Annotated in this window: 10 protein-coding genes; 1 reads left to right on the top strand and 9 read right to left on the bottom strand. The window is 74.3% G+C overall.

The features are described from left to right. Positions 1–42: 42 nt before the first annotated feature. The 8 genes from HAV39_RS23750 to eccD all read right to left on the bottom strand — a co-directional run bounded on the left by HAV39_RS23750 (position 43) and on the right by eccD (position 6,274). Positions 43–333, bottom strand: coding sequence for a hypothetical protein (locus HAV39_RS23750; protein ID WP_191841366.1), 291 nt, complete (start codon positions 331–333; stop codon positions 43–45). 25 nt (positions 334–358) lie between these two features. After that, positions 359–760, bottom strand: coding sequence for a YbaB/EbfC family nucleoid-associated protein (locus HAV39_RS23745; protein ID WP_191841365.1), 402 nt, complete (start codon positions 758–760; stop codon positions 359–361). An 18-nt stretch (positions 761–778) separates the two neighbouring features. Further along, positions 779–2,392 (bottom strand): hypothetical protein, encoded by a 1,614-nt coding sequence (locus tag HAV39_RS23740; protein WP_191841364.1) that lies wholly within the window; start codon positions 2,390–2,392, stop codon positions 779–781. Positions 2,393–2,401: 9 nt separating this feature from the next. Further along, a complete protein-coding gene (locus tag HAV39_RS23735; protein WP_191841363.1) occupies positions 2,402–2,719 on the bottom strand; it encodes a hypothetical protein in 318 nt (105 codons plus the stop codon). Between the two features lie 28 nt (positions 2,720–2,747). Further along, positions 2,748–3,026, bottom strand: coding sequence for a WXG100 family type VII secretion target (locus HAV39_RS23730; protein WP_120314803.1), 279 nt, complete (start codon positions 3,024–3,026; stop codon positions 2,748–2,750). A 42-nt stretch (positions 3,027–3,068) separates the two neighbouring features. After that, positions 3,069–3,350 carry a WXG100 family type VII secretion target gene (locus HAV39_RS23725; protein ID WP_147432637.1) on the bottom strand — a complete coding sequence of 94 codons (282 nt, stop codon included), beginning with the start codon at positions 3,348–3,350 and terminating at the stop codon, positions 3,069–3,071. A 126-nt stretch (positions 3,351–3,476) separates the two neighbouring features. After that, the gene (gene eccB / locus HAV39_RS23720; RefSeq protein WP_191841362.1) at positions 3,477–4,886 is read right to left on the bottom strand and encodes a type VII secretion protein EccB; all 1,410 of its coding nucleotides are present in this window, start codon (positions 4,884–4,886) and stop codon (positions 3,477–3,479) included. Between the two features lie 2 nt (positions 4,887–4,888). Then, the gene (eccD, locus tag HAV39_RS23715) at positions 4,889–6,274 is read right to left on the bottom strand and encodes a type VII secretion integral membrane protein EccD (protein WP_191841361.1); all 1,386 of its coding nucleotides are present in this window, start codon (positions 6,272–6,274) and stop codon (positions 4,889–4,891) included. 145 nt (positions 6,275–6,419) lie between these two features. Here eccD and eccCa point away from each other — a divergent pair, with 145 nt between their 5' ends. Next, positions 6,420–10,478: a type VII secretion protein EccCa gene (eccCa, locus tag HAV39_RS23710; RefSeq protein WP_191841360.1), complete on the top strand. Its 4,059-nt coding sequence runs from the start codon at positions 6,420–6,422 to the stop codon at positions 10,476–10,478. Positions 10,479–10,504: 26 nt separating this feature from the next. Here eccCa and HAV39_RS23705 read toward each other — a convergent pair whose 3' ends face one another. Further along, on the bottom strand, positions 10,505–11,653 hold the full coding sequence (locus tag HAV39_RS23705; RefSeq protein WP_191841359.1) for a S8 family serine peptidase: 1,149 nt from the start codon (positions 11,651–11,653) through the stop codon (positions 10,505–10,507). Between the last annotated feature and the right edge of the window lie 63 nt (positions 11,654–11,716).

The following is an 11,716-nucleotide window of genomic DNA, read 5'->3' as shown; positions in this document are numbered from 1 at the left end:
CCACGGCTCACACCCCGCGGCACGGTCGTACGGCGGGCATCGTCAGCTGTCCTCGACCGAGCCGAACGAGCGGCCGGACCGGCGGATGTGCTCACCCATGTTCTTGAGCAGTTTCGCGAGGTTCCCCGACCCCTCGACGACCTCGTCGCGGCCCGTGCCGTACTCGGCCACGAACTTGCGGGCGAACTCGTCGTCGCGGCCCCAGGGCTGTCCGAGCGCGTTCATGCCGCTCACCAGCTTCTCCCGGGCGCCGGCGACCTCGTCACCGACGGCGACCAGGCGTGCCGACACGCCGTTGATCACCCCGCCGTCGACCTTCAGCTGCCGCGCCATTGCGGCCGTCCTCTCCTGTGGCAGGTCAGGCCGTACGGCCCGGCAGGTTGAATCCCGAGATGTCGAGCTGCTCGGGCAGCACCCGGTCCCAGTCGATGCGGCCGGCGATCATGTCGCGCACGCTCATCCCGGCGATCCCGGTGCCCGGCAGGGCGCCCAGCATCTGCTGCAGGGCGCTCTCGCGGGCGCGGTCGACGGTCTCCACGAGGATCCGGGACAGTTCGGCGGGCGCCATCTTGCGGTAGTCCTGGGAGTTGAACGTCAGTGAGCGCAGCTCGCCCTGGCCGCCGACCGTCGCCGTGACCAGCCCCTGCGGGGAGGTGACGGTGGCCGAGACCTCGGCGACCCGTTGCGTCGACTCGACCGCCGCGGCGCGGTGCCGGGCGTAGTCGGCCGCGATCTGCTCAAGGGTGCGGTCCTGGTCCATCGTCTTCTCCTCGCCGGATCATCGTCCGTATTGCTGGGTACCCCCGGTGGTGCTCTGGCCGGGGCGTGGTCGGGTGGGCGTGTACAGCGGGACGTCGGTGGTGCCGGTGCCCTGCGTGCCGTCTTCGGTCTGGGCCGGGTCGCCGCCGCGGATGACTCCGGGCGGAACGTCGCCGGCGACGTTCCAGATGTCGCGGTCCTCCTGCAGCCACGTGGTGCGTTCGCGTTCCTTCTTGTCGTCCTTGCCCGCGCCTGCGCCCTGGCCACCCATCGGGGGCAGGAACGGCGCACCGGTGCCCGACCGGGCGCCGACGGGGGCGTGCAGGCCGTCGGTGACCAGGCCGCCACGGGCCAGCCCACCGGCGCCGCCGACGCCGGCCGCGCCGGGTGGGGCATTGCCGGCGTACGGGAACGCCGACCGCACCGGTGGTGCGGGCGACCCGGGCGGGGTGCCGCCATGGCCCGCGCCCGAACCCGGACCGGAGCCCGGCAGGCCGGGCGGTCGGGGTGAGCCCGAACCCGGCTTGCCGGGACCCGAACCCAGCGGCGGAGCCCCGGGCAGGATCGGTGGACGCACGACCGGACCGCCGGGACCGGAACCCGGACCGCCGCCCAGTGGCGGTGGCGAACCGCCGCCGATCGGTGGCAGACCTCCGCCGAGCGGAGGCGGTGAGCCCCCACCCAACGGCGGCGGTGAACCTCCGCCGAGCGGAGGCGGTGAGCCCCCACCCAACGGCGGCGGTGAACCTCCGCCGAGCGGAGGCGGTGAACCTCCGCCCAACGGTGGCGGTGACCCCCCGCCGCCGGGCGGGGGCGCGCCGCCACCCGGCGGCGGGGGCCCTCCCCCGGTCGTCGGTGGCGGTGGACCGTCCCCGCCCGGCGGCGGCGCACCGCCACCGCCGGGCGGGGGTGGCCCGCCCGGGGGCGGGGGCGGGTCGTCGGTCGGCGGGATCGGCGCGGGCAGTGCCGTGATCGGCTTGAGCTGCCCGAGGCCGACCTCGACGTCGTGGTAGACGTTGGCCAGCGTGTCGAGCAGCTCGCGGGCCTTGCGGCTGATGTCCTGGTCGATGTCGGGATAGGACGACGACGTGTAGATCGTTTCGCCCGCGCTGTTGACGAACCATGGCCGGTGCGGTTCAGGTATCGACCAGTGCCCGATGTAGCTGGGCGGCGTGACGACCCAGACTGCCGACTGCCGCCAGCGCTCGTACAGCTCGTTGTAGCGGTCATGGGTGCGCTGGGCGCCCTCGTGGTTGAGCGCGATCATGTCGTTGATCGCCTTGTCCAGGCCGATGCCGGCCCGGTTCATTTCCTGGATCCAGTTCTCACCGCCGTTGATCAGCCGCTGGTTCTGGGTGATCATGCGGCGGATGCTGCCGATGACCGCGTCGAACGCGCGCGAGGCGTCGCCGGTCCAGGCGCCGTCGGCGATGAGCTTCTTGCGCTGCTGCATGACGGCCATGTACACGGAGTTCAGCGCGAGCCCCGCGTTGACGACCTTCTGCCCCATGTCGAAGAGGTGCTGCGGATTGGTCGCACCCTTGTCGTTGACGTGCGTGTAGCCGTCGCGGCTCACGTCACCGACCAGCAGGGCCTGGACCTTTCGCCAATCCCAGTCGCTCCACTCCGGCATGGTCTGCGCCTAACTCACGATCGAGTTGATGTCGTCGAGGACGAACGGGTCGTTGCTCTCGTCGGAGTCCTTGAGCAGCGTGGCCGCGCTGACCAGGACGCCGTCGCAGTCGACGAACACGTTGCTCAGCGTGGCGAGCACCGTCTCCCAGTCCTTGGCGCCCGTCTCGATGACGGTCTTGAGGTTCTTGCCCGGCTCGAAGTCGCCGATGGACAGCACGACCGGGTAGAAGTCGCGCTGGGGGCCGTCCAGCGTCGCCGGCAGGCCCCGGAACGTCGCCGCGGCGGCGTTCATGGCCGCCGGGTCGACCTTCAGCTCTTTGCCCATGGCCTGATCCCTCCCGTCGCGGACCGCGTCAGATCTTCGACGCCCGGTTGTCGGCGTCCTGGTAGCTCTCGACCTTCTGCAGCAGGCGCTTGATGCTGGCCTCCATGTCGCTGTGCATGACGGTGGCCTGGCTCTTCCAGGTCGCCGCGACGCTGACGTAGGTGCCCTCGCTCTGCGCGCTCCAGTTGGCGAAGTTGTTGCGGGCCGTCGACTCCATGCGGTCGACGATGCCGTTGAGGCGGGTGTTCTCGGCCCGCAGGCGGTCGGCCGCGTGCAGTACGGCCTCGTAGGTGATGCCGAAAGCCATGATTGTCTCCTTGGGACGGTGGTGTCGGGTCGGACGGCGGCGTCAGCTGTTCTGCGCCTCGACGTCCTCCATGATCACGATCATCTGCTGGAACCAGTTGGTCAGCTGCGTCATGGGCTGGGCGACCATCCGCTGGTAGTCGGCCAGCCAGTTGTCGATCTCGGCGTTGTACGCGGTGCGGGCCTGGCCGTACCAGGAGTTGCCGATGCCGCGCACGCCGCCGTCGACCGCGTTGCGCACCTGCTCGGCCTCCTGCTCGAGCTCGCGGAACTGCTGCAGTGCGGCGCGCAGCTCCGCGACGGGGATATCAAGGGTGTTGGCCATGTCCACTCACCTTCCAGGTTCGACAGCGACCGATCGCGCTGACCGTAACGGCGCGGTAACCGCTCTCACAGGCCCAAACCGGAGGGTGGGTCCCCAGGCCCACTACCTGGCCCGACACGTCGCGGGTCACCCGGCCGCGGCCGCCACCGGATCGAGCACCGGCCCCGACGGCACCAGCGCCAGCAGCGTCGCGGGCAGGTCCACTGCCACGACACCCCCGTAGCCGAGCGCGGTGACCGCCGCGTCGCTCATCGGGTAGCGCACGCCGACGTCGGTGATCAGCCAGCGGGCGCTGCCCGGACGGCCCGGCGCGGTCTCCGGGCGCACCAGCACCCCCGCTCCGGCGGCGACCGCGACCAGGGTCGCCGAGCGCTGGTCCACCGCGCCCGGCGGCGGCGTGGCGGCCCGCAGGTGCCCGACCCGCGCGGTCACCAGGGCCAGGCTCGCGTCGGCGCCGAATGTGGCCCGCGCGCACGGCACCTGGTCGCCCAGTTCGTTGGGGTCCAGCAGCAGCGGGGGCCGGGCCGGCAGGCCGCCGTCGCCGATCGGCCGGGCGGCGACCGGGGCCGACACCACGCCCGCGGAGCTGACCGGCACCGCCCGGGGGCTGCCGTCGTAGGCGGCGCGGCTGCGCGGGTCGGCGAGGATCAGCTCGGCCATCGTCGGGGTCAGCGAGGCCAGGCCGTCGGCGAGCACCAGCCGGAAGCCGGCGCTGTCGTCGTCGGCGCCGGATACGCGCAGCACCTGCCCGATCCGGGTCGGCTTGCCGTCCACGGGCGGTCCTGCTGCGCCGACGCCGGCGACGGGCGGCGGGGCCAGGTCCGGCCCGGCGGGGAAGCCGTTGAGCCAGGTGTCGGCCACCGGTGTCGCTCGCACGCCGTCGAGTGCCAGGGCGACCGAGGCGGCCGGGTCGGCCACCCGCATACGGCGGTTTCCCCAGATGAGATAGCGGGTGCCGTCGGGGATGGCGACCAGCATCGCGCGATCGACCGGGGTGGCCGCGAGGTCGGCGGGGGCGCCGATGGCCAGCAGCACCGTCGGCCGGGACTGGCCGGTGACCTCGGGTGCGCTGGTGGCGCAGACCAGCCACGGGTCGCGGCTGAGCCGGGCGGTGGCGGGCAGCGAGTCGGGTGCTCCGGTGATGCCCACGGGCAGGCCGTGCGGCACGCCTGCCAGCGACTTGACCGACACCGAGCGCACGACGGAGTCGGGTCCGGTCAGCAGCAGCGCGGAGGCGTGGTTGCGGACGGGGCGCAGCACGCCGGCGGTGCTGTCGTAGACGTAGGCGGTGCCGGTCTCCTTCTCGACGACGATGGTGCCGGGTTCGCGCCAGGAGGTGCTGCCGCCGGGGAAGAAGAAGCCGTAGGCCCCGCAGCCGGCCACGATGAGCGCGCCGATGATCAGCCCGGCGAACGCCGCGACGCTGAACCGGCGGGTCGGGGTCTCCAGCGCGTCGGGCTCGCCGGTCAGCAGGGCCGAGCGCAGCCGTCCGACGACGAAGTTGTGGGCCTGCAGCTGGTCGCGTTTGGTCTGCACGGTCAGCCGGCCAGGCCCCGGACGTAGCCGTACACCCCGAGCACCGCCAGCAGCAGCGGGATCAGCGCGACGGCGAGGGTGGTCTCGAACAGCTCGGCGGCGCGTCCCCAGTACGGTCGCGGCCGGCGGCTCTCCGGGGTGCGTACGGCGGCCAGCAGGCCGAGTCCGAGCACGAGCGCGGTCGCGGGCAGGCCGTACAGCTGGAACGCCGGCCCGGTCAGCCGCAGGGCCAGCAGCAGCAGGCCCCACCCGGCGGCGGCGGTCAGCGCCCAGCGGGCCCAGGCCCCGGTGAGGATGCGGGTGCGCAGCAGGAGCAGCACGCACACCGCCGCGGCCAGGGTCGGCGGCGACCAGCCGGCCCGGTCGGCGAGCAGCCACAGCCCGGCGGCGGCGACCAGCGCGATGGCGATGTGCCCGGCGGTCACGTAGCGGTCGACGACGACGGTGCGCTCGTGCAGGGTCGCGTCGGGCACGGGTTCCACGTCGCGGGTGATGTCGTCGGGGGTGGTGGGCAGGTCGGGCAGCCGCAGCCCGCCCAGCCGGAAGGCCAGCGAGGGCAGCTGCGGGCTGATCAGCAGCGCGAGCACGGTGACCACGGCCGCGGCGGCCACGGGGGTCAGCAGGCCGCTGGCGGCCAGCAGCGCGCCCGCGGTCACCGCCGCGCTGGTGGCCACCACGACGAACGCCATGGGGCGCAGGTCGCCGACGGCCACGGCGACGGCGACGCTCAGCGCGGCGGCCATGGCGACGGCGGCGGCCAGGCCGGCCGCGAACTCGGGTGGGGCCTGGCCGGCGCCGGTCAGGGCGGGTGCCAGCAGGCCCGCCGCCGCGGCGTAGAGGACGGCGCTGCCGCCGAGCACGAGCGCGGCGGGCCGGTCGGCCAGCGCGCGGGCGGCCAGGGCGGCGGCCAGCAGCAGTACGGCGGACATGCCCGCGGCGGCGAGCGCGTGCGCCCAGCCGGCCCCGGGTGACAGCGGCGCGGCCAGTCCGGCGGCGAGGGCGGCGGCGGCCGCCACGCGCAGGGTGGTCCGGGCGCGTTCGGTGGTCCACCGGCCGGGGCGCTGCCGCACGCCGGCGGCCACGCCCTCGATGAGGTCGTCGTGGGCGTAGGTCGGGGTGGGGTTGTCGCGGGCATTGAGGTAGACGACGTCGCCGTCGCGCAGCCCGAGGGCGGTGGCGGTCTGCTCCTCGTCCAGCGGTTTGCCGCCGAGTTTCTGCAGTACCGCGCCCCGGCCGGCCATCTCCCGGGCGGTCTCCTCGCCGAGCAGGTCCACGATGGCCGGGGTCACGTCCGCGAGCGTCAGCGTGGCGGGCACGGCCAGGTCGATGCTGCCGTGGGGCCCGATGATCGTGAGCCGGCAACGCTCTGCGGAGGTGCTGACGTTCACATTTCACTCTCCCCTGCCACGGCGTGGCGACGAGAGCAGGTTAGCGGCGGCCACCGGGCCGAACATGGGCCTGCGGACCCAAGCCGCCTGCCGTCGCGGCACGCAGAATGAACGCGTTCTGCCGCCCGCCCCCTGGGAGAGTCCCATGACCACGGTGATCTTCCGCCGGCCCGTGCGCCAGCCGGGTCCCCCACTGCCCCGGGGCGAGATGATCCTGCAGGAGCCCCCCACGCTGCCGGAGCTGAGCGGTGTCGACATGTCGTCGATGCTGACGTACCTGCCGATGGCGCTGGGCACCGGCGCGATGGCGCTGATCTTCATTCAGCCGGGGTCGTCGTCGCTGACCTATGTGGCCGGTGGCCTGATGGGTGTGTCGGGTCTGGGCATGCTGGTCAGCCAGCTGGGTCGCGGGGGCGGCGAGCGCAAGCAGCGGCTGCGCGGCGAGCGCCGTGACTACCTGCGTTACCTGGGGCAGATGCGCCGGCAGGTGCGGCAGCTGTCGGAGAAGCAGGCGGCGGCGCTGTTCTGGAACCATCCGGATCCCGAGGTGCTGTGGTCGCTGGCGGGCAACCGGCGGATGTGGGAGCGCCGCCCGACCGGTGGCGACTTCGCCGAGATCCGGCTCGGGCTGGGCAGCCAGCGGCTGACCGTGACGCTGACCCCGCCGCAGACCAAGCCGGTGGAGGACCTGGAGCCGCTGTCAGCGCGGGCGCTGCGCCGGTTCCTGCAGGCGCACTGGACCGTGCCCGGCACGCCGATCGCCGTGCAGTTGCGTGGTTTCGCGCGGGTGCTGGTGCAGTCCACCGACGAGCCCGCCGTGCCGCAGGAGGAGCGGCCCGGGGCGCTGCGGCTGCCGTCCGGCGAACACGGGCTGGACCTGGTGCGGGCGATGCTGGGCCAGCTGGTGACCTTCCACAGCCCGGACGACCTGCGCATCGTGGTGTGCGCGCCGGTCGAGCGCCACGCGCGCTGGGACTGGGTGAAGTGGCTGCCGCACGCGCAGCACCCGGGGCAGAGCGACGGCGCGGGCGCGGCGCGGCAGGTGGCGGAGTCGTTCGCCGACCTGGAGCGGCTGCTCGGGCCGACCTTCGCCGACCGGCCGCGGTTCGACGACCCGGCGCTGCCGAGCCGGGAGGAGCCGTACACGGTGATCGTCGTCGACGGGGTGCCGATCCCGCCGACGTCGCGGTTCGCGATGAGCAGCGTGCGCAACTGCACGATGATCGACCTCGGCGACTCGCTGCGCTGGGCGGTCGACCCGGTCACCCTGCGGCTGCTGGTGCGGCCCGACGTGATCGAGATGATCGGCGCCGACCCGCAGGGCCGCGACAGCGCGACCGCGCTGAGCACCCCGGACCGCCTGGGCCCGGACCACGCCCGGGTGCTGAGCCGCCGGCTGTCGCCGTACCGGCTGGGCTCCTCGGCCGAGACGGTCGACTCGCTGACCGTCGACCTGGACCTGACCGTGCTGCTGGGGCTCGGCGACGCCGAGACGTTCGACCCGGCGGCGGCGCGCACGGGCCGCTCGCGCTGGGACCACATGCGGGTGCCGATCGGGATCTCGGCCAACGGGACCCCGGTGGAGCTGGATCTCAAGGAGGCCGCGCAGGGCGGCATGGGCCCGCACGGAATGATCATCGGGGCGACCGGTTCGGGCAAGAGCGAGCTGCTGCGCACCCTGGTGCTGGCGCTGGCGGTGACGCACAGCTCCGAGGTGCTCAACGTGATCCTGGTCGACTTCAAGGGCGGCGCCACGTTCCTCGGGCTGGAGACGCTGCCGCACACCTCGGCCCTGATCACCAACCTGGCCGACGAGCTGCCGCTGGTCGACCGGATGCAGGAGGCGCTGCAGGGCGAGCTGGTACGCCGCCAGGAGCTGCTGCGCCAGGCCGGGCACAGTTCGCTGCGCGACTACGAGAAGGCCCGCGCGGGTGGGGCGCCGCTCGCGCCGCTGCCCACGCTGCTGGTGGTGGTGGACGAGTTCAGCGAGCTGCTGGCGACCAAACGCGAGTTCCTGGACACCTTCGTGATGATCGGGCGGCTGGGCCGCAGTCTCGGCGTGCACCTGCTGCTGGCCTCGCAGCGCCTGGACGAGGGCCGCATCCACCAGCTCGAATCGCACCTGTCCTACCGCATCGGCCTGCGGACGTTCTCGGCCGGGGAGAGCCGCAGCGTGATCGGGGTGCCGGACGCGTACACCCTGCCGACCGCGCCGGGCAACGGCTACCTGCGCATCGACACCAACACCCTGGTCCGGTTCAAGGCCGCGTACGTGTCGGCGCCGCTGAAGCGGGCCGAGCGCCAGCAGCGCCAGGAACGGGCCCGGCTGGACCTGACCAGGTATGTGGTCGGGCACGTGCCGATGCCGGAGCACGCGGCCACGCCCGCGGCCCCGGCCGAGGCTGCCGACGGCGAGGACGCGCAGGCGAGCGGGCCGCGGCTGCTCGACGTGATCGCGGGTCGGCTGCTCGGGCACGGCCCGCAGGCGCACCAGGTGTGGCTGCCGCCGCTGCAGGAACCGCCGACGCTGGACCAGCTGCTCCCGCCGGTGCGGATCACCGCGGAGCGGGGGCTGGGTGTCGTCCCGGAGCAGGGCCTCGACGAGCAGCAGCGCGGTGCCGCGGGCCGGCTGCGGGTGCCGGTCGGTGTCGTCGACCGCCCGTCGGAGCAGCGCCGCGACCTGCTCATCGCCGACCTGACCGGGGCCGGTGGCCATGTCGGTGTCGGCGGCGCCCCGCAGAGCGGCAAGAGCACCCTGGTCCGGACGCTGATCACCGGGTTGGCGCTCACCCACACGCCGGCCGAGGTGCAGTTCTACTGCCTCGACTTCGGCGGCGGCAGCCTGGCCGGGCTGGCCGGGCTGCCGCACGTCGGCGGTGTCGTCGGCCGGCTGGACCGGGAGCGGGTCACCCGCACCATCGCCGAGGTCACCGACCTGCTGCTGCGCCGCGAGCAGCGCTTCTCCGCCCTGGGCCTGGACAGCATCACCGAGTACCGGCTGCGCCGCGAGCAGGGCACGCTGCCGGCGGGGGCCGACGACGGCTACGGCGACGTGTTCCTGGTCGTGGACGGCTGGTCGACGCTGCACCAGGACTTCGACACGCTGGAGGCGCAGTTCTCGGACCTGGCCACGCGCGGGCTCAACTACGGCATCCACCTGATCGTCACCGCCTCGCGCTGGTCGGAGATCCGGCCGTGGCTGCGTGACCTGCTCGGCACCCGGTTCGAGCTGCACCTGGGCGACCCGGTCGACTCCGAGATCGGGATGCGCCAGGCGGCCAACGTCCCGGCCATCCCCGGCCGCGGCCTGACCCGCGACGCGCTGCACTTCCTGGCGGCACTGCCACGCATCGACGGGCTGGCGCGCACCGGTGACCTCAACGAGACCGCCCGCGAGCTGGCCGAGCACAGTGCGCGGGCCTGGCCGGGCCCGCGGGCGCCGAAGGTGCGCCTGCTGCCGACCCTGCTGCCGGCCGCCGAGCTGCCCGCGCCCGACGCGCCCCGGCGGGTGGCGCTGGGGCTGGACGAGGCGCAGCTCGACACGGTCTGGCACGACTTCGACCAGCAGCCCCACCTGATGATCTTCGGGGAGTCCGAGTCGGGCAAGACGAACCTGCTGCGGCTGATCGCCCGCAGCATCGTGCGCAACAACTCGGCCGACCAGGCGCGCATCCTGCTGGCCGACACCCGCCGCCACCTCTACGACGCGGTGCCGCCCGACATCCAGGTCGGCTACGCGGTCTCCACCGCGGCGCTGACCGATCTGGTCAAGCAGGCCGTGGAGGCGGTCACCCCGCGCCTGCCCGGACCCGACATCACGCCCGACCGGCTGGCCCGCCGGGACTGGTGGGCCGGCCCGCACCTGTTCGTGCTCATCGACGACTACGACCTGCTCGCCGGCGGCTACAGCAGCCCGCTGGAGCCGCTGCTGGAGGCGCTGCCCCAGGGCTCCGAGGTGGGCCTGCACCTGGTGCTGGCCCGCACGACCTCGGGTGCGTCGCGGGCGATGATGTCCGACCCGGCGCTGCGGCGGCTGTGGGACCTGGGCACCAGTGCCCTGCTGTTCTCCTACGACAAGTCCGAGGGCGTGTTCCTGGGCGAGGCCAAGCCGCTGCGGCTGCCGCCCGGCCGGGCGCAGCTGGTCAGCCGGCGGCTCGCCCCGACCCTGATCCACACCGCGCTGCAGCCGGCCGGATCGGACTGACGATGGCAGACGTCGACGGGATCGGCTCAGTGCGCGCGGGCGCGCCTGCGGCGGATCCGCGGCGCGGCCAGCGCCAAGGCCGCCATCAGCAGGGTCAGGCCACCCGCCGCGGCGGCGACGGCCACCGCGACCCGGAAGGCGCGGTCGTCGACCGGCTGCGGGCGGGCGATGTCGGCGGGCGGCACCGGCACGCTCGGCACGGCCGCGCCGCGCTCGGCGGGCAGCACCGCGGTGACGGCGGCGTACAGGTCGAGCGCTCCGTGGCCGAGCTGCGGGTCCGGCACCTGCCGGGGCACCCGGTCGCTCGTCGCCAGCAGCCGCTGCTTGACCTGCGCGGCGGTCAGCTTCGGGTGGTGTGCCCGCACCAGCGCGGCGGCCCCGGCGACGTATGCCGCCGCGTAGGCGTTGCCGCCGGCGACCACGTGCCCGGAGCCGCGGGGGCCGAGGCTGAGCACCCCGGCGCCGGGCGCCATCAGGTCGACCGGGGCCGCGGTGCCCGACACCAGGCCGCCGTCGGGGTCGAAGCCGCCGACCGACAGGATCCGCTCGCTGACCCACGGGTCCACCGGCACCGCACGGTCGGTGGGTCCCCAGGAGGCGGCGACGACCAGGGCGTCCCGGGCCTGGGCCTCCTCCAGCGCGATACGCAGCGGCGCCCCGGCCCGCACCATGGGCGTGCCGACCACGATCACCCGCGCGCCGCGCTGCGCGGCCGTGCCGATCGCCGTGGCCAGCGCCGTTTCCGGCGGCGGCTGGTCGTCGTCGACGGAGACCCGCAGCGGCAGTATCCGTGCCTGCGGGGCGAGCCCGGCGAAGCCGACCTCCGGCTGGCTGCCCGCGGCCACGATGCCCGCGACGAACGTGCCGTGGCCCAGGCAGTCGTCGTCGGCGCGACCGCCGGCGAGCACGTCCAGCCCGGGTTCGACCCGTCCCTGCAGCTGGCGGACCTGCGCGTCGACGCCGGAGTCCAGGACCGCCACGGTGATGCCCGCGCCCTGGGTCAGCGGCCAGATCCGCTGCGGGCGCAGCCACTGCTGGGCCCAGGGCAGGTCCGGGACGACGGTGCGGGCCGGCGGGGCGCAGTCGGCTGCCGCCGCGGCCGCCGGCACCGGCATCCCGGCGAAGGCCAGCACCGCCGCCAGGCCCAGCCGGCTCCAGCGTGTCACGCGTCGCATCCGTACTCCCTGTCGAAGCTGCCGCTCTGGCCGCCGCCTGCGAACCCCGGCTGGCGGCACTGT

The organism is Catellatospora chokoriensis (assembly GCF_011297315.1).
Lineage (GTDB): Bacteria > Actinomycetota > Actinomycetes > Mycobacteriales > Micromonosporaceae > Catellatospora > Catellatospora citrea.
Note: the sequence above shows the minus strand (reverse complement) of the source record. Positions and strands in the feature narration are given on the sequence as shown.

Excerpts from the sequence above, each read along its gene's own strand:
- HAV39_RS23750 (WP_191841366.1), bottom strand. The coding sequence starts at position 333 with ATGGCGCGGCAGCTGAAGGTCGACGGCGGGGTGATCAACGGCGTGTCG.
- HAV39_RS23745 (WP_191841365.1), bottom strand. The coding sequence starts at position 760 with ATGGACCAGGACCGCACCCTTGAGCAGATCGCGGCCGACTACGCCCGG.
- HAV39_RS23740 (WP_191841364.1), bottom strand. The coding sequence starts at position 2,392 with ATGCCGGAGTGGAGCGACTGGGATTGGCGAAAGGTCCAGGCCCTGCTG.
- HAV39_RS23735 (WP_191841363.1), bottom strand. The coding sequence starts at position 2,719 with ATGGGCAAAGAGCTGAAGGTCGACCCGGCGGCCATGAACGCCGCCGCG.
- HAV39_RS23730 (WP_120314803.1), bottom strand. The coding sequence starts at position 3,026 with ATGGCTTTCGGCATCACCTACGAGGCCGTACTGCACGCGGCCGACCGC.
- HAV39_RS23725 (WP_147432637.1), bottom strand. The coding sequence starts at position 3,350 with ATGGCCAACACCCTTGATATCCCCGTCGCGGAGCTGCGCGCCGCACTG.
- eccCa (WP_191841360.1), top strand. The coding sequence starts at position 6,420 with ATGACCACGGTGATCTTCCGCCGGCCCGTGCGCCAGCCGGGTCCCCCA.
- HAV39_RS23705 (WP_191841359.1), bottom strand. The coding sequence starts at position 11,653 with ATGCGACGCGTGACACGCTGGAGCCGGCTGGGCCTGGCGGCGGTGCTG.